At 53.2% G+C, this 16,108-nt stretch carries 19 protein-coding genes; 2 read left to right on the forward strand and 17 right to left on the reverse strand.

Features of this window, described 5'->3' with window-relative positions; genetic code table 11:
* Position 1: 1 nt before the first annotated feature.
* The 15 genes from OGY68_RS04215 to OGY68_RS04285 all read right to left on the reverse strand — a co-directional run bounded on the left by OGY68_RS04215 (position 2) and on the right by OGY68_RS04285 (position 12,968).
* On the reverse strand, positions 2-586 hold the full coding sequence (locus tag OGY68_RS04215) for a DUF3261 domain-containing protein (RefSeq protein WP_057067184.1): 585 nt from the start codon (positions 584-586) through the stop codon (positions 2-4).
* Entirely contained in the window at positions 583-2,901 is a 2,319-nt protein-coding gene (locus OGY68_RS04220) for an MMPL family transporter (RefSeq protein WP_057067183.1), read from the reverse strand. Before OGY68_RS04220 ends, OGY68_RS04215 begins: the two co-directional genes overlap by 4 nt.
* The gene (locus tag OGY68_RS04225) at positions 2,870-3,475 is read right to left on the reverse strand and encodes a LolA family protein (protein WP_003827526.1); all 606 of its coding nucleotides are present in this window, start codon (positions 3,473-3,475) and stop codon (positions 2,870-2,872) included. Before OGY68_RS04225 ends, OGY68_RS04220 begins: the two co-directional genes overlap by 32 nt.
* Entirely contained in the window at positions 3,472-3,894 is a 423-nt protein-coding gene (locus OGY68_RS04230) for an acyl-CoA thioesterase (RefSeq protein ID WP_008786381.1), read from the reverse strand. Before OGY68_RS04230 ends, OGY68_RS04225 begins: the two co-directional genes overlap by 4 nt.
* Positions 3,895-3,897: 3 nt before the next feature.
* Positions 3,898-5,589: a glycosyltransferase family 2 protein gene (locus tag OGY68_RS04235; protein ID WP_032945278.1), complete on the reverse strand. Its 1,692-nt coding sequence runs from the start codon at positions 5,587-5,589 to the stop codon at positions 3,898-3,900.
* The gene (locus tag OGY68_RS04240; RefSeq protein ID WP_020996070.1) at positions 5,580-5,933 is read right to left on the reverse strand and encodes an ApeI family dehydratase; all 354 of its coding nucleotides are present in this window, start codon (positions 5,931-5,933) and stop codon (positions 5,580-5,582) included. Before OGY68_RS04240 ends, OGY68_RS04235 begins: the two co-directional genes overlap by 10 nt.
* A complete protein-coding gene (locus OGY68_RS04245; protein WP_032945276.1) occupies positions 5,920-7,281 on the reverse strand; it encodes an AMP-binding protein in 1,362 nt (453 codons plus the stop codon). The genes OGY68_RS04240 and OGY68_RS04245 overlap by 14 nt, the downstream gene beginning before the upstream one ends.
* A complete protein-coding gene (locus OGY68_RS04250) occupies positions 7,278-7,859 on the reverse strand; it encodes a COG4648 family protein (RefSeq protein ID WP_003827535.1) in 582 nt (193 codons plus the stop codon). Before OGY68_RS04250 ends, OGY68_RS04245 begins: the two co-directional genes overlap by 4 nt.
* Before the next feature lie 6 nt (positions 7,860-7,865).
* Positions 7,866-8,117 (reverse strand): acyl carrier protein, encoded by a 252-nt coding sequence (locus OGY68_RS04255; protein WP_003827536.1) that lies wholly within the window; start codon positions 8,115-8,117, stop codon positions 7,866-7,868.
* A gap of 12 nt (positions 8,118-8,129) precedes the next feature.
* A complete protein-coding gene (locus OGY68_RS04260) occupies positions 8,130-8,387 on the reverse strand; it encodes a phosphopantetheine-binding protein (RefSeq protein WP_003827537.1) in 258 nt (85 codons plus the stop codon).
* On the reverse strand, positions 8,368-9,183 hold the full coding sequence (locus OGY68_RS04265; RefSeq protein WP_057067181.1) for a lysophospholipid acyltransferase family protein: 816 nt from the start codon (positions 9,181-9,183) through the stop codon (positions 8,368-8,370). Before OGY68_RS04265 ends, OGY68_RS04260 begins: the two co-directional genes overlap by 20 nt.
* Entirely contained in the window at positions 9,183-9,902 is a 720-nt protein-coding gene (locus OGY68_RS04270; protein WP_057067180.1) for a beta-ketoacyl synthase chain length factor, read from the reverse strand. Before OGY68_RS04270 ends, OGY68_RS04265 begins: the two co-directional genes overlap by 1 nt.
* 40 nt (positions 9,903-9,942) lie before the next feature.
* Positions 9,943-11,004 carry a class I SAM-dependent methyltransferase gene (locus OGY68_RS04275; protein ID WP_003827540.1) on the reverse strand — a complete coding sequence of 354 codons (1,062 nt, stop codon included), beginning with the start codon at positions 11,002-11,004 and terminating at the stop codon, positions 9,943-9,945.
* 68 nt (positions 11,005-11,072) lie between these two features.
* The gene (locus OGY68_RS04280) at positions 11,073-11,450 is read right to left on the reverse strand and encodes a hypothetical protein (RefSeq protein WP_141711935.1); all 378 of its coding nucleotides are present in this window, start codon (positions 11,448-11,450) and stop codon (positions 11,073-11,075) included.
* Between the two features lie 471 nt (positions 11,451-11,921).
* The gene (locus tag OGY68_RS04285; RefSeq protein WP_057067178.1) at positions 11,922-12,968 is read right to left on the reverse strand and encodes an AI-2E family transporter; all 1,047 of its coding nucleotides are present in this window, start codon (positions 12,966-12,968) and stop codon (positions 11,922-11,924) included.
* Between the two features lie 133 nt (positions 12,969-13,101).
* On the opposite strand from OGY68_RS04285, the gene OGY68_RS04290 reads away from it, so the two are divergent.
* The gene (locus tag OGY68_RS04290; RefSeq protein ID WP_286616853.1) at positions 13,102-14,319 is read left to right on the forward strand and encodes an MFS transporter; all 1,218 of its coding nucleotides are present in this window, start codon (positions 13,102-13,104) and stop codon (positions 14,317-14,319) included.
* Positions 14,320-14,322: 3 nt separating this feature from the next.
* On the opposite strand, the gene OGY68_RS04295 is transcribed toward OGY68_RS04290, so the two are convergent.
* Together OGY68_RS04295 and OGY68_RS04300 are read right to left on the reverse strand one after the other, a co-directional pair.
* A complete protein-coding gene (locus OGY68_RS04295; protein WP_003827547.1) occupies positions 14,323-14,880 on the reverse strand; it encodes a DcrB family lipoprotein in 558 nt (185 codons plus the stop codon).
* A 72-nt stretch (positions 14,881-14,952) separates the two neighbouring features.
* Positions 14,953-15,618, reverse strand: coding sequence for a 7-cyano-7-deazaguanine/7-aminomethyl-7-deazaguanine transporter (locus OGY68_RS04300; protein WP_057067176.1), 666 nt, complete (start codon positions 15,616-15,618; stop codon positions 14,953-14,955).
* Positions 15,619-15,786: 168 nt separating this feature from the next.
* Between OGY68_RS04300 and tusA the strand changes: the two genes are divergently transcribed.
* On the forward strand, positions 15,787-16,032 hold the full coding sequence (gene tusA / locus OGY68_RS04305; protein WP_003827551.1) for a sulfurtransferase TusA: 246 nt from the start codon (positions 15,787-15,789) through the stop codon (positions 16,030-16,032).
* Positions 16,033-16,108 lie beyond the last annotated feature (76 nt).

Raw genomic sequence — 16,108 nt, forward strand, 5'->3', positions numbered from 1 at the left:
CTCAGTCACCCAGGTATTGAATGGTGATGTGGTATTTAAAAACGTGCTGTTCAATGCTGATCGGTTCGCGTTTTCCTTTTCGATTCAGATACGTGATTTCCGTGACCACTTTGCCGCGGGCATTGCGCAGCTCACGCGTGTCACCCGTATCGACGAGCGTCCAGCCTGTGGGTAATTGCGGTTGCCAGGCGCTAATCGGCCAATGACTGAGCATCACGTCAGCCAGCACCTGGCTGGCTGGCGGCAATTGTGGAACGATGATCGATTGCTCGGTGTGCAGTCCTTTTTCATCGTAAGTCACGAGGAACAGGCGAATGCCGACTGATGACAGCCCGGCAAGTGTGATTTTCTTGTCATCAGCATTGAGCATGACCAACAGTGACTGAGTTTTGCCGTTGAAACTTCCGGTTAGTAGCTGTTGTGAATTCACCGCGGGAGAAATCCCCGGGGTAGGTAGCGTTACACGAGTCCCCGGCTCTAACCAGGCTTGCGGGCGGCCTTTCTGTTCCGGCTGCGAGTGGCTGCAACTGGCCAGCAGCAACGTGGCGACGAGCGCAGCGGTGCGCCAGAATGTCTGTTTAATCATCTTCTTTTTTTCTCTTTTTTTCCTGGCATCGCCAGCGGTGACAGCAGGAAGGCGGTGAAAATACCGCTCACTAGCACAATGCCAAAACTGCTGATTGCCTGAGTGGCGCTAAAGACCAGCATGCCGAGCGTCAGGAGCGTGGTCATCATTGCCAGCGTGATAGCCAGCAGCGATGTCAGTGGCGTACCGCGTGGATTACTGAAAAACAGCGTGTAGTTAATGCCAATTCCCAGTACCAGCACCAGTGCCAGCAGCGAGAACAGGTTGAGCGCATGACCGCTCAGGGCCAGCACCGCCAGACCGCAACCTAAAGACAGCACTGAGGGGACCAGGCTAATTAAGCCTTTACGCCAGCCAAGCCGAATGACGGCGCCACAGGCAATCACCGCCAGCGCAATGCACAGCAGACCGGTCAGAATATGGCGATAAAGGGCAAACAGGTTGTCAAAGCTGCTCTTACGATCCACCCACGCCACGCCGGAATATTTCGCGCTGAGCGTATTTAATGCATCACTTTGTTTCACCCCTTCAACGGGAACCAGTACGCTGCTTTCGCCATCAGCCAGAGACAACCATAGCAAGCGCCAGCCTTCACTGGCCGGGCTGGCAAGCCAGGCATCGACGGTTACGGGCATGGCGCTAAGATCGGGGTTCACCGTTGCCAGACCGGCGTTGTTTAAGGCTTTCGTGATGGCGGGCGCGGCATCTTTTAGCAGAGACAGATCCTGCTGTTGCCGGGCGAGTGAATTGAGCGGAATGGTGCGATATCCGCTGAGTAAACCATCTTTTTTTGCCTGTTCCAGCGCGGGGATAAAGGTTTCCAGCCGCTCCAGCGTTTGCTGAGCGGATTTGCCGTACACCACAAACCACTTCTGGTCGACGCTTTGCCCGGTCAGGGCGGTAATCGCTTTTTCCTGAGCAAGAATACCCTGCGGCAGCGCCTGTAACTGGGAGATATCATCATCTACGCGTAGCGTCGCCATACCTGCCAACGAGAACAACGCCAGCGCCACCGGCAGGCCAACGGATAATTTCTTATTCCGCCGCCATGCAGCAAGCCAGCGTAGCATGAGTACCATTGCCGGCACCGGGCGTACCGGCAACCGACGACACAACCACGGGTGCCAGAAAATGACCGTCAGGCAGGAGGCGCTCAGACCTACCGCCGCGAATACCGCCATCTGGCGAATACCGGGGAAGGGGGCCAGCATCATAATCAGATAAGCCGCTACGGTGGTGAGTAGAGCCAGGAGCAGGGCATTGCGCACTTTGGCAAGGCTTTGCCATGGCGATGTTTCCGCACCGTGCACCATCCGTTCGGTCAAATAGTAGAGCGTATAGTCGGCGGAAATACCGATGATGCTCATGCTCATCACCAGCGTCATCAGATGGAGCTCGCCAAAAATCAGCAGCGTGACGACGGTCCCCGTCAGCGCACCAATGCCAATCGAAATCAGGCACAGCAGCAGCGGACGCAGCGAACGAAATACAGCCACGATGAGCAGGATCACCCCGAGCACAGTGGCTATGCCGAGGGTAGAGATATCTTGTTTCGCCTGCTGGCTGGCGTAATCGCTATAGAACAGCGTCCCGCGAGACAGCAGTTGAGCCTGTGGATAGTGGGCTTTGAGCTCACCCTCCAGCGTATTCAGCGTGGTGACCAATTGATGCGTCTGTTGCATATCAAACGATGAGCCGGTCAACTCGCCATGTAACAGATACCAATAGTTGCCTTGCTCATCCTGGGTGACAAGCCAGCCGTCCATCAGGCGCAGACGCTGCCCGGTTTTGGCCATGGCCAGCTGCGAGCCTCGCATCAGCATGAAGGGATCGTTTTGTAGCTCTTTGCCACTGACGCCGGAGAATGCGGAGTAAAGTTGGGACAGGATCCACTGGCCCTGCGCTTCGCCGCCGTTTTGCAGCCGGGCGCGGGTCTCGTTATCTATCAGGCCGTTACGATGTTGCCAGAAGAATGCCCCCCAGGCTTGCTGGCTGTCGGCATCCATTGGACCTTTTACCTGGGCTAGCGCGTGCGATTTTTGCAGTAAAGCCAGCCAGTCCCGGGCTATAGCTGGGTCCGGTTGCTTACCGGGGCTCACTAGCCAGACCACCTGACGGTCAAGGCGCTGCATAAATCCCTCGTTAAGACCCGGAGGTATAGCGCCCAGCGTCTGCTTTGGCAACATGGCCAGCACGCTGCTGTTAAGGCGGGCCTGAGGTAGCAGCGTCAGAAAGATGCCCAGCAGGAGCAGGCAGACGACTCCCCATAACAGCGCGGGGCGTTTACTGGGCGGCAAAGCGTTGGCGTTCGTCATCGGTCAGTTGCGCTGGCGTTAGTTGGTGTTGGGAAAGCGCGATATCGGTGCGATCCCCCTGCTTATCGTTGAGATGAATACTCTCCAGGTAAGTCTTTCCGGCTAAATCAATCGTCGCAAAAATCTTATCCAGCGGTGTGGTGATTGGCGTCAGGCGTAGCGTCCAGCGACCTTCTCCTAAGTCTGCAAACTCCACGCGGAAGTTTTGTTCCAGCACTTTACGATCCGCCTGGAATAACGCCCGTAGCAGATGATTAAACTGGAACATTTGCGGGTTATTCTCAGCGGTAATGGTCTGCGGTGGTTGACCGTTAATTGCCTGAACCATCCGTTTGTCGTCCAGCAGCAGTTGCATGGGGAACGGGGACGTTTGATCCCACAGCAACCCCTGGTCGCGGGCGATCAACATCTTGCCCTGAGATCGCAGCGGCTGCGGCAGATCCTTTATCGTCCGGGTTTGATCGAAGTGGGCGCGAACCACCGGTTGTTCGGTAAAACGCTGTTGTAGGGAGTCGAGCGTCAGGGCACTGACGAAAGGGCTGACGAGCAGCACGAGCAATGGCCATAATTTCATGGTGTCACTCCCATCCGTTCAAACAGAATATCCGGGCTGACAAAGCACAGTTCACGGCTTTTTTCGTCGACGGCGACTTGGATGGTGTAGCCTGTTGTGGCGCGTTTACCTGTTTCGGCATCAAAAATTTCGTAGCCGATATGCAGGCGATTTTCGTACTCTTTAATTTGGGCGCGTACACGGATACGCTGCTCGAAAGTCAGCGCATTGCGATACTTCACCCGAGTGTCGACCACGGGCCACAGATAGCCGGATTCTTTCATCTGCCGATAGCCATAATCGAATTGGTTCAGCAGTGCCTCACGGGCAATCTCGAAGTAACGGAAGTAGTTACCATGCCACGCTACGCCCATCATATCGACGTCGTGAAACGGAATAGTTAGCTCGACTTCAGCCGTAAAGCGGGGATCGTTAAGCACCCTTTACTCCTTGTCATTGGTATCCGGCAGTTGCCAGAAATCGAAAAAGTTAAACCAGTCTAGGGGCGACTGAAGCGCATAGTGCTCAAGGCGTTCGGCGTAGCGATCGACAGTATTCTGTAATGCCTGTTGTCGTGTGGCACGCGGTAAGAGCAGCGGGTCGGCAAACGGTTCGCAGTAGATGTGGAGTTTCTCCTGCTGGCGCAGGGCAAAAATCAGATCTACAGGGCAGCGTAAAATAGACGCGAGAATAAACGGGCCCTGAGGGAATGGCGCGTTTTGCCCCATAAAGCGGCTCCAGCACACGCGCCACTCGCCGCCGCGTTGGGGATTGACTGCGATGCGATCGCCTACGATGGCTACCCATTCACCGCGCTCCAATTTCTCTTTGAGCAGAATGGCAGTATCTGGACCAATACTGTTCACCGGGAGCAGATTTAATCCAGCCTGCGGGGCCATCTCTTGCATGATTTGTTTAAAGCGTTGGGCGTTATCGCTAAATACCAGCGCATTGATTGTTTTACTGCCCTGTAGCTGGGCCAGTGCCCGACAGGCTTCGACATCGCCAAGATGTGAAGCCAGTAGTAGTTTTCCCCGAGGATCGCTGATATTCAGCGTCGTTTCTGCACCTGGTGCAAAAATCACATCGCGACCGAAGTGCAGCTCACCACGCCAGCTGGCGATCTTATCCAGCATCGCGCCGCCAAAACGCAGGAAATGCTGATAACTGGTCAGGTTTGGCGGTACTGGCATCCGCCGTGTGATCAGTTGCGCCCTTACGCGGCTAATCCAGCGTTGAGAGGCTTTTCGGGCAGTTGAAGCGCTGAGCCAGTATACGCCGACGACCGGATACAGTAGCAGGGAGAAGGCTTTGTGACCCAGTACACGCCAGACCAGTAGCATCAGGCGCATTCCCCACAACCCTTTGACTTCCTGTTGCTGCGCCCAGTGTGTCGATGAACGACGACAAAGCAGGGAGGGAATGCGTGGCAACATGCCAAAGAACAGGCGAGTGTGCATCAATGAAATGTGCAAATTGTCTTTAAGCGCGTCGAAATGGGATAGCCCGTCCTGCGGATAGGTGACTCGCGTGGGGATAAAATAGCTGGTGTTGCCTTGCCAGTAGAGGCGCACCATCACTTCAGTATCAAAATCCATCCGTTTGCCGAGCGTTACGCGCTGTGCCAGTTGCAGCGTGGGGGCCACCGGATACACCCGGAAGCCGCACATACTGTCTTTGATCTGCAACGAGAGCGTTTCTATCCACACCCAGATATGGGTTACCCAACGACCGTACAGGCGCGAGCGAGGAACCGAATCATCGTAAATCGGTTGCCCGGAAATCAGTGCTGTCGGATGTTCTTTTGCCAATGCAAGCAGCCTGGGAATATCTTCAATGGCATGTTGCCCGTCGGCATCGACTTGCACGGCATGACTGAACCCGGCATCTGCCGCCGTCTGCATTCCGCGAATAACCGCCGCGCCTTTGCCTGCGTTGATGGGCAGGCGAATTAACGTCAGATTGCTGTATTCTGCCGCCAGGCGTGCCAGTTCATCTCGTGTAGTCTCGTCACTGCCATCGTCCACCACAATGCAGGGGAGATTGAACGGCTGAAGACGATCCAACACGTCCGACATCATCGCGCCGTGGTTGTAGCAGGGGATCAACACGCACGGGGAAAAGGTTAGCGGCATAACCGAATCTTCCCGCTGCTGGCGGTATGGCGCACGTCACCGTCGTGGCGCTGGTAGCTAAAAGAGAGCATCTGACGCGCTTCCTGCCAGCTCAGACTCAGGGTGACGGTGGCCTCTGGCAATAACGGCGACTGGAACTTCACGTTTTGAATACTGTGAAAACGCCAGCCAGGGGCCAGCAGCGTGGTGGCGTAATCCATCGCCCAGTTCAGCTGTGCAACGCCCGGCAGCAGTGGCTGCACGCTAAAATGCCCGCTGAACCAAAACAGAGAAGGGTCTAGTTGTAAAACAATCTCAGCCTGATGAGGCAGTGCCTGATGGCGCTCGATTTCATGGGGTTTCATGAAATAACTCCTGTAATTGCGCATAGACACGCTTGTTCATACTGTTGACCGGAATCTCATCAATCACCCGCCAGTAGCGGGGAACCGCGACAGGCTCCAGCCAGGGCAGCAGCGAACGTCGCCAGGTCAGTTCTTGCGGTTTACCACCGCACTCAAGCCAGCGTTGCCGGGCTTCGTCATCCAGTACCAGCAGGACGCCAACGCCCTGACGTCCTCCACGTGAGACCGGCAATGCCGCGACTTCACAGATACCATCCAGTGCCAGTAAACGTTGTTCCACTTCGCTGAGTGAAATACGTTTCTCTTCAATTTTGACCACCCGCCCGCGTCTGCCCATCAGGCGGAACTGTCCATTTTCGATAAACTGCAGAACGTCATCGAGTAACAGGCCATCATCAGCGTTAATTAGCGGTGAAAACACACGAAATGCGTCGTCTTCTGACTGGAATCTGACGCCGGGAAAGGGCAGCCATGCCACATCATCCTGATGGCGATAGCGCCACGCAAGGATCCCGGTCTCAGTGCTGCCGTAGATCTCATCGGGCCAGACATTTAGCCAGTCAGCAGCCTGCGTGACGTCCTGCCAGGGCAGCATGCCGCCCGCAGACAGAATCAGTTCGACCGGCGGCGGTGTCAGGTTGTGGTCGAGGCGTTTCAGAAACGCCGGGCTGCTGATAAACGCATACCGATGCTCAGCGCTCAGCGCCGCCAGTTGTTCGGCATACCAAAGCATCGCCGCGTGCAGCGGCAGACCTAAGGCCATCGGCAAAAAGATACGGAACGTCAAGCCATACAGATGTTGCGGTACCACTGACGCGACCACCCGGCAACCTGCCAGACGATCGGCAAAGCGTGTAGCGAGCAATGCCGCTTCGCTATCCAGACGAGCGATCGGTTTGATCACGCGTTTCGGCTGGCCGGTCGAACCGGAAGTGAATAGCTCCACAAAGGCGTCACTGCGTATTGCTGGGAACGTGATGTCGTGAGCCACGGATGTCATGGCGGAGCTGACCACCCGCAGCGTTCCCTGCCAGTCCATCGCTTTATCGCTCAGTACGCCGTCAAACAGCAAGTGCTGCTCGTTTAACAACGAAACGCGACAATGTCCTGGGATCACCGGTGTTTTGCCGGCATGGAGCGTTGCCAGCAGCGCGACGATGAATAAATAGCTGTTCTCGAAGCACAATGCCCAGCGTTCACCTTCCTGCTGTCGCAGATATGTTATCAACTGGGCCACATCATGGCGCAGATGGCCAAGCGTCCAGGTATGCTCTTCCTGCCACGCAACAGGAACGTCGTCCGGACGTGGGGCACAGAGCCATTGAGCGAGTGTGAGGGGCTGCTTCATTGGGTATCTCGTTTTATCACCAGTTGGCGAATTAACCACTCGCCTACCATCAATGTTCCCATTAGCAGATAGGAAACCATGCCGTTCCAGGTGGTCCACAGGGTCATATCGCCATTCAGTGCGGTAAAGAGCGCAACGCTGCCATTGATGATGAAAAAGGCGCACCAGATTTGTGTCACACGGCGCGTATAGCGCACGCCCGCATCGGGCAGATTTGGGTCGCGCAGTCGTGCCAGACGTTCAACAATGGGCATTGCTGACCATAACGATCCACCAAAAACCGACAGCATAACGGCGTTTACCACTACCGGATAAAACAGCAGCAGCTGGTGCGTTTTGAGCAGATAACTGGCAATGCACAAGGTGATACCCGCGACCGCCACTACCTGTGTCACGACGCGCAGCGGCCCCGCCTGTCGCCGGGTCTGGCGAAAGCGTAAAAAAAGGAGTAGCGCCATCAACGGTAGCAACCAGTGCAGACTGTTATGCGCCAGGCCAAACCAGATCAAAAACGGCCAGGCCAGCAACAGTAGACCTGTCAGCAGTTGTACGACTGGCAACGAGCGTGTGCCCGACACGGAGAATTACGCTTCTTTGAGAAGGCGTTCTACCGCATCGACGACATCTTGTACGGTGCGTACTGCTTTGAACTCTTCCGGCTTGATTTTCTTACCGGTTTTCTTTTGCAGATGCACGATCATGTCGACGGCATCGATGCTATCGAGTTCCAAATCTTCGTACAGGCGCGCCTCAGGCTTGATATCTTGCGGGTCAACTTCAAACAGCTTGACCAGCAGCGAGGAGACTTCTGCGTAAATGGCTTTTTGTTCGGTCATAACGGACTATCCTCAGGCACGTTGCGCGTGAATGAAAGATGCCAGCGTGGCGACGGAGAAGAAGTGCTGACGCATTTCTTCGCTCTCTGCTGAGAGGATCACGCCATACTCGTTTTTCACCGCCAGACCCAGCTCCAGGGCATCGATTGAGTCCAGACCTAAGCCATCGCCAAAGAGTGCCGCTTCGGTTTCAATATCATCAGCTGTCAGTTCGTCGAGATTCAATGTCGTTATAATGAGATTTTTGATTTCAAGATAAAGCGCTTGCATCATTAATTCCTGAAAGAGGTAAAGTACCTGGTTGTAATTGAAGCAAAAGATGCCGGTTCAACTGCCTTGCGGCCAGCGCCGGTTCTTGTGAGTTTGCGTCGTAAAATTGGTCGATCTTAACCCGTTCGTGTACTGCAATGGTAAACATCGGTTTTACAGATGGGACGTTGTACCATTGGCTTTCTTTATCCAGCATTTGTTCGCTGCAGTTAATAGTCACTATGCGTAAATCACTGCTGCAGCGTACGGCGATATTCGCCGCACCACGCTGTAACGTCATTGCTTCTCCGGGGCGTGTACGGGTTCCCTCGGGGAAAATTAAAATGGTATCGCCTTGCTCCAGACGTTGCTGGCAAGCGGGCAATAGCGCATCAGCCTGGCTGTTAATCAGATAATCTGCGGCCCGGACTACGCCGCCGAGAAAAGGATTTTTTAGTAGTGCACTTTTCACCAGACAGTCGGTTTCTGGCATGACCGAGGCCAGTAGGACATAGTCGATCAGCGTCGGGTGGTTGGCGACGACAAGACACCCTTGTTCGTTGCGTAAAATGTCTCGCCCTTCAATCTGGTAATCCAGCACGCCAAGCCGCTTCGCCACGATTAAGAAGAGACGAAAACTGGCGGCGATACTGCGTCTGGCGATACGCCGACGTCGGGCTTTATCCCATACCGCGATCAGCAGGACGTTAAACCAAATCGTAGATAGGAGGAGCCCGCCGAGGCCAAACAGGGCAAAGCAAAAACCGGTCATCACCAGTCGCCATACCCGGTTAAGCCGCAGGATCATCGTGTTCATCACTGACTCCACTGCCACTGTACGCGTTCGCCAGGCAGGGTAAACGCCCTGGCATCTTGTAAGTAATGTTGTAAAAACAACAGGCTTTGCGGCAACGTTGTCTCGTCCTGTGAGCTGTGTGGACGGGTTTCACATTGCCAGCTATCACCGGATTCAATAACCAGCGCGACGGCAAACGGCCACGTTGGCATGTCTGGTGGTAACTGTGGGTGATAAAACTCGGGCAGAAAACCGTCGAAATCGACCATCAATACGCGCTGATATCCCGCCTGCAACAGCCCGATGACTTCGCATAACCCCTGCTGGAATGTATCCCTGCCAGCAGAAAGCGAGGAGGAGACAATCGGTTTTTTTGCGGCGATGGTCAAGTTACCCACAGCAGAGTTATGGACAGAAAGGGCAAAATCGGTCGGTGAGAGCGCTTGCTCAGTCGCAAGAGCGTGTAGGATCCTGTAGTTACGCTCCAGTTCACCATGGCGGCTGGTATACAAAACGGCATTGATATCATGACGGCGTAGCATCGCCAGACCGCAATCGACGGCCAGTTTGCTGCCGGAACTGAGGCGGCGAGCTGTCATCATCGGTAACTCATGGAGCTTAGCCAACGGCGCGGTGGGATCGATGGCGTGCGAAAGCCGTGACCATTCATGCCACTGTTCTGTTTCGCTTAACCCTGGTGCCTTGGCCTGCCAGTCAATAATGTTGAAAGCAAATTTCATCAACGCGTATCCGCGGTAAATCGGTTGTTCCGATTGTTTCTTATTTTTTCTTCTGACATATCAATAAAGTATGCCCAACACCTAAGTTGTCGTGGCGTTCATCTACCTGAAAACCTGCCTGATTCAGATAGTGATAAAACTTCTCTACGCTGTAGAAACGGCTGTTGCCATTCGCCATACAGGTAAAATAAAGCGAAGACGCATTCAGGCTAAATGAGGCCGCCTCAAATTTTTGGGCATCCCAAAACAGCTCCATAATGCACAGCTTCGCGCCCGGTTTCATCACCCGAGCAACGTTGCTTAGCATAGCGATAATTTGTTCCGGGGAAAAACAGTCCAGGAATTGGCTCATCCACCAGATATCAGCGCCGTCAGGTAAAGGCGAGTCGCTAAGCATATCCACAGCATGGAAATTTATGCGATGAGATAATCCTGCATTTTCTATATTTTCGCGGGCAAGTGCAATTTGTTGCGGCAAATCTAAGAGGGTGACTGTAATATTGTCATCATGCTGACAACAGCGTAATGCCCATTTTCCGGTATTTCCACCGACATCGTACAGGGTTGCAGGGGCGCTGGCGAATACATATGGCAATGCGGCATCAAATGCGCCATCTGAATAGTAATGATCAAAAGCAAACCAACTTTCACGCGCAGCCAGCGGTAATTGTGATAGCGCAGGATAGATTGTTGGCCAGTCGCCAAAAATTTTTAGTCCCGCGGGTTTTCCATCTTTCAACGCATTTTCAAGATAGAACAATCCTTGGTAGCAAACATCCTGAGTGAAGTCCATATTCACGCGCGTCATGGTGTCATGTAAAAGAAAATGACCGACTTTAGCGAGGTAATAATATCCTTCTTTGTGGGTAATGATTCGCCCACTTAACCCCATATCCAACAGGATGCTGGCGGCATATTCGTTGATGGTGCTGTTTTCGGTAATTTCGTCGAGCGTGGCGCCGCGTTTACCTTGCTTGTCTAGCCAGGTGAGTACTCCCGCATTTCGCAGACACAACGCGGTTTGAAAAAGCATAGGGGCAAAGGCGATACGTTGTGCTTCAGTAATGGCATCCAGTGCGCTAAGCGAATCCTGTTCGTACATGTGGGGACAACCTGTTAAATGGCAGATAATAAGAGTATCGGGCCTTTTCGGCCCGACTTTAGGCATAATTACAGATTGGCGCCGGCTGACAGATTAAGCTGGATGTCTTTATCCAGATTGCGTACCCAGCGGTTATAGTTTTTGTGAATTTTTCCACCAGATGCCTGCAGGTTGAGGCTGCTGTCGTATTTGATGTCATAGCTGGTGGCGGTATAAGTGATACGGACTTCAGCTACATGATCGCGGGTTTGTTGGCGAGCTTTAATAACACCTGGTCCGACTTCAGACATGACCCATTGGCGTTGAATACCGGCTTTCAGGATCGCGGTTTTAACCTGGTCCAGAGTATGCCCCGCGCTCACACTGGTGTGAACTTGATCAATCGGCGCAGTACGTGCACAACCCGCCAGAGCACCGACAACGGCAATGGCCGCAAACCACTTAATATACTGTTTCATTAAAGCTCCCTATCAAAGTACCGTTTATACGTGTTAAATAATAAACTCCGAAATCATGGGCACCTTGTATTGCCTATGATTATATTTAAGCTAAATTAGCATTTTATTTCATATAGTTGGTAGCAAGGTAATGAGATGACCGGATAGTAATATCCCAAGACTTTCTTCAACGGAAATTTTTCAGCATCATCATTGGCGAGAAGTATAGATTTTTAGAGAAAATGTATCAAATAAAATAACCTTTAAAGCTAAGTAGATAGCTTAAGTTAAATGCTTTGGGGGGTATTCATTATTTTTATGCGTTTTGGTAAAGAAACCATCATCTTGACTTATGTATTTTCTTTATAAAAAATGAAATCCCTTTCACTCTTTATTTAAGATAAGCTTCTATATATAACTGCGTTAGCGTCATTTTAACGGTCATATAAAAATATAAAAACTACCTCGGTTGGTAGTTTTTCAGGGAAGCCGGCTTTTGGGCCTGCCGGGCCCCAGCAAAATCGCCAGTTTGCTGCCGCCTTTGGTGGTTTCCATCCAGATTTTACACACGCTGGTTAACGGCACGGAGAGCAACATGCCGACCGGACCGAGCAGCCATCCCCATACCAACAGAGAGAGGAAGACGATTAGCGTCGATAATCCCAGCCGATGCCCCATCATTCGGGGTTCGAGAATATTGCCAATCACCATATGCACCACCAGAAACAGTGCGCCAACCAACAGACATTCGTAAATGCCATTAAAAAGCAGTGCCTGGATCATGGGCGGGACGGCGGAAATGACCGAGCCAATGTTGGGCACGTAGTTTAACAGGAATGCCAGTACGCCCCACATCAGAGCAAACTGAATCCCCATCAGTGCCAGTCCCAGCCAGATTATGGCACCGGTCCATAAGCTGAGCAGCGTTTTCAGCGCCAGATAGTGTGACACACCCTTCAGCGCTCGATGTAGCCCCGCAATGTGGATTTGCGGATTACTCAACGCAAAACGCATCTTATAGGGGACATGACGCACCTCAAACAGCATAAAAACTACCGTCATCACCAGCAGAAAGACGCTGGCCATGGCACCAGAAAGACTCGTCATCAGCGTGGTTGTGAAGGTCATCAGCTTGTCAGAGTCCATGCGTTGCAGTATACGTTCCGGGGACATATGCAGATTCAGAAAAGGCACCATCTCTTGCAAATACAGAACCTTGCGCGTTAGCTCCTTATTGTATTTTGGCAGCAGGTCCATGAATTCAGTGATTGACGACGCCAGCACGCCAACCAACGCCGTAAGAACGATCAGCATCACCACCACGACTAAGGTAATAGCGATTGGGCGACCGACTCCCCGGCGGATAAACCAGGTGACCAGTGGATTCAATACAATGGCAAAAAAGAGGGCCAGCAGCAGCTGCACAATGATATCCGCCGCAGCATGGATACCTGCGAGGATCACCACCAGAGCGGCCAGTTTGAGCAAAATGTGCAAACCCGTTTTATCGGGCTGGGTGGTTATCATGTCTTCTTCCTGTTTGCGTTTTTGCATTAAGTGTAGCGGCTGGCTTGCGACTGATATTCCTAAACTGGCTACTGATTTCTGCTCTGCAACATGGTAGAAATGAAACACTGTTGTGAAAACGTGGTGACCCTCCATGCCCGAACCCGTCGCTGAACCGACGCTTAGCGGTTTACGCCTGAACCTGCGTATTGTTTCTGTGGTGATGTTTAACTTCGCCAGCTACCTGACCATCGGCCTGCCGCTCGCGGTGTTGCCTGGCTACGTCCATGATGTAATGGGATTTAGCGCTTTCTGGGCTGGGCTGGTCATCAGCCTGCAATATTTCGCTACGCTGCTGAGCCGTCCGCATGCCGGTCGCTATGCCGATCTGCTGGGGCCAAAGAAGATTGTGGTATTTGGGCTGTGCGGCTGCTTTTTAAGTGGCCTGGGCTATTTACTGGCGGGATCAACGAACGGCTGGCCGTTGGCCAGTCTGCTGCTGCTATGTCTGGGGCGCGTGATTCTCGGGATCGGGCAAAGCTTTGCCGGGACCGGCTCTACGCTGTGGGGCGTGGGGGTGGTTGGCTCAATGCACATCGGACGGGTGATTTCCTGGAATGGTATCGTGACCTATGGCGCGATGGCGATAGGCGCGCCGCTGGGTGTTCTGTTTTATGCCTGGGGTGGCTTACAGGGGCTGGCGCTGACCGTGATGGGCGTGGCACTGTTGGCAATCCTGCTGGCGCTCCCTCGTCCGGCGGTAAAGGCCAGCAAAGGCAAACCGTTGCCATTTCGCGCGGTGCTTGGGCGCGTCTGGTTGTATGGTATGGCGCTGGCCCTGGCCTCCGCCGGATTTGGGGTAATCGCTACCTTCATTACCTTGTTCTATGATGCCAAAGGCTGGGATGGCGCCGCATTCGCGCTGACGCTTTTTAGCTGCACGTTTGTCGGTACTCGTTTGTTGTTCCCAAATGGTATCAACCGTTTAGGCGGGCTGAATGTGGCGATGATCTGCTTTAGCGTCGAGATTGTCGGGCTGTTACTGGTCGGGATGGCTTCGATGCCGTGGATGGCGAAAATCGGCGTTCTGCTGGCCGGGGCTGGGTTCTCACTGGTTTTCCCGGCGCTGGGCGTGGTGGCGGTAAAAGCCGTTCCTCAGCAAAATCAGGGTGCTGCGCTGGCGACCTACACGGTGTTTATGGATTTATCGCTGGGGGTTACCGGGCCGCTGGCCGGGCTGGTCATGACGTGGGCGGGTGTGCCGGTTATCTATCTGGCAGTGTCAGGGCTGGTAGCGGTGGCGTTATTGCTGACCTGGCGGTTAAAAAAACGGCCTCAGGTGGTGTCACCGGAGGCCGCGTCATCGTCTTAACCGTTACTGGATAACCAGCGTGTTAATGATGTTTTCTGCGGTAGTCTGCGCTTTTTGCTGATCGTCAGCAGGCAGCGTGATTTGCAGCGTCAGCAGTTGGTTGTCCACTTTACCCAACACCACGGAAGAGTATGCGGTCTGGCCTTTGGCCGAGATGATGCTGTCTAACTGCTGCAGCGTGTGGCCTTTCAGCTCAATAGATTTATTGGTGACGACCTGCAGCTGCGGGTCACGGCTACGCTGCTGATCTTCCAGACGTTTTGCCAGCACGGCCAGATCTTCGTTGGTGTTGTCGCCAACAATCACAATCACCGCTTTCTGGCCGGTTGCGTCAGAATATACGTGCATATTGTTCGCCTGGGTGCCCAGCTTGCCGCTCTGATCGGTCATATCCGCTGGCAGGGAAAAACTGAGTTTGCCGTCCAGCAGGCTGACCGGTTGTCCGGTGGCGTTACTTTCTGCGGCAGCACCCTCGGCTGGCGCTTTTGTATCGCTATTATCACAGGCCGCAAGCCCCATAACCAGCAGGCCAATACCGACATATTTAACCAGATTGCGCATTGACTTCTTCCTTTCGATAAACGGCCATAACGGCTCATTCGTCCATCTTATCACAACTCGGAAAATGAACCTTTAACTCGTCTGCAATGCAGAGATTTCAGATTTATCTGCCAGCCTTTTCAGTAACATATTCAGCAACACGCCATACATTGGCAGGAAGAAAATAATGCTGATCAGCACTTTGAAGCAGTAATCGACCAGTGCGATTTCCATCCAGTGCTTGGCCATAAAGGCATCCGGGCTACGCCAGAAAGCGATAAAGAAGAAGGCCAACGTATCGCTGATATTGCCAAACAGCGTGGACGCCGTCGGTGCCAGCCACCAGCGACGGTTCTGACGCAGGCGGTTAAAGACATGCACATCCAGAATTTGTCCCAGCGCGTAGGCCATAAAGCTGGCGGCGGCGATACGGGCGACAAACAGGTTAAAGTGCAGCAGTGCGCCGAATCCTTGCCACGATCCCATATAGAACAGTGATGAAACGACATAGGAGATCAGCAGCGCGGGGATCATAACCGCAAAGATGATACGTCGAGCCAGCGGCGCGCCAAAAATACGCACGGTCAGGTCGGTCGCGAGGAAAATAAACGGAAAGCTAAACGCGCCCCATGTGGTATGGAAACCAAAAATGGAGATTGGAAGCTGCACCAGATAGTTGCTGGAGGTGATCACCAGCAGATGAAATAGCGATAGCCAGAACAACGCTTTTACGCGCTGAGTTTGTGTAAACGGAGTCATATTGTGACCTTTTTGTTGGATGGGGTGAGGGAACCCAATAAAAAACCGTCGCATGATACTGCTTTAAGAGCACATTGCAATGGTTGTTTTTCACGCAATCGTTAACCTGATTGGCTTACGCCACAACAGAGCGTAAAATAACGCCGTTTTTGTATGAATGAGACGACGATGAGCGACCTGTTTACTTCCCCCGACCATACTCTTGATGCCCAGGGGCTGCGCTGCCCGGAACCGGTAATGATGGTACGTAAAACCGTACGCGGCATGCAGGCCGGTGAAACGCTGCTGATTGTCGCCGACGATCCGGCAACAACCCGCGATATTCCTGGCTTCTGTACCTTTATGGAACATGAGCTGGTGGCCAAAGAGACCGACTCGCTGCCGTACCGCTATCTGGTGCGCAAAGGCCAGTAATCTTGTTATGCCGGATGGCGCTAACGCTTCTCCGGCCTATAAAGACTGAGTAATCTGTAGGCCTGATAAGCGAAGC

The organism is Citrobacter sp. Cpo065, assembly GCF_030332805.1.
Classification (GTDB): domain Bacteria; phylum Pseudomonadota; class Gammaproteobacteria; order Enterobacterales; family Enterobacteriaceae; genus Citrobacter; species Citrobacter portucalensis.

What these genes read in the sequence shown, in the direction of transcription:
- OGY68_RS04290 (WP_286616853.1), top strand. Translation starts at nt 13,102, where the DNA reads ATGCCCGAACCCGTCGCTGAACCGACGCTTAGCGGTTTACGCCTGAAC.
- OGY68_RS04255 (WP_003827536.1), bottom strand. Translation starts at nt 8,117, where the DNA reads ATGACCGAACAAAAAGCCATTTACGCAGAAGTCTCCTCGCTGCTGGTC.
- OGY68_RS04225 (WP_003827526.1), bottom strand. Translation starts at nt 3,475, where the DNA reads ATGAAATTATGGCCATTGCTCGTGCTGCTCGTCAGCCCTTTCGTCAGT.
- OGY68_RS04270 (WP_057067180.1), bottom strand. Translation starts at nt 9,902, where the DNA reads ATGAAATTTGCTTTCAACATTATTGACTGGCAGGCCAAGGCACCAGGG.
- OGY68_RS04220 (WP_057067183.1), bottom strand. Translation starts at nt 2,901, where the DNA reads ATGACGAACGCCAACGCTTTGCCGCCCAGTAAACGCCCCGCGCTGTTA.
- OGY68_RS04235 (WP_032945278.1), bottom strand. Translation starts at nt 5,589, where the DNA reads ATGCCGCTAACCTTTTCCCCGTGCGTGTTGATCCCCTGCTACAACCAC.
- OGY68_RS04260 (WP_003827537.1), bottom strand. Translation starts at nt 8,387, where the DNA reads ATGCAAGCGCTTTATCTTGAAATCAAAAATCTCATTATAACGACATTG.
- OGY68_RS04265 (WP_057067181.1), bottom strand. Translation starts at nt 9,183, where the DNA reads ATGAACACGATGATCCTGCGGCTTAACCGGGTATGGCGACTGGTGATG.
- OGY68_RS04295 (WP_003827547.1), bottom strand. Translation starts at nt 14,880, where the DNA reads ATGCGCAATCTGGTTAAATATGTCGGTATTGGCCTGCTGGTTATGGGG.
- OGY68_RS04240 (WP_020996070.1), bottom strand. Translation starts at nt 5,933, where the DNA reads ATGAAACCCCATGAAATCGAGCGCCATCAGGCACTGCCTCATCAGGCT.
- OGY68_RS04275 (WP_003827540.1), bottom strand. Translation starts at nt 11,004, where the DNA reads ATGTACGAACAGGATTCGCTTAGCGCACTGGATGCCATTACTGAAGCA.
- OGY68_RS04245 (WP_032945276.1), bottom strand. Translation starts at nt 7,281, where the DNA reads ATGAAGCAGCCCCTCACACTCGCTCAATGGCTCTGTGCCCCACGTCCG.
- OGY68_RS04300 (WP_057067176.1), bottom strand. Translation starts at nt 15,618, where the DNA reads ATGACTCCGTTTACACAAACTCAGCGCGTAAAAGCGTTGTTCTGGCTA.
- tusA (WP_003827551.1), top strand. Translation starts at nt 15,787, where the DNA reads ATGAGCGACCTGTTTACTTCCCCCGACCATACTCTTGATGCCCAGGGG.
- OGY68_RS04285 (WP_057067178.1), bottom strand. Translation starts at nt 12,968, where the DNA reads ATGATAACCACCCAGCCCGATAAAACGGGTTTGCACATTTTGCTCAAA.
- OGY68_RS04215 (WP_057067184.1), bottom strand. Translation starts at nt 586, where the DNA reads ATGATTAAACAGACATTCTGGCGCACCGCTGCGCTCGTCGCCACGTTG.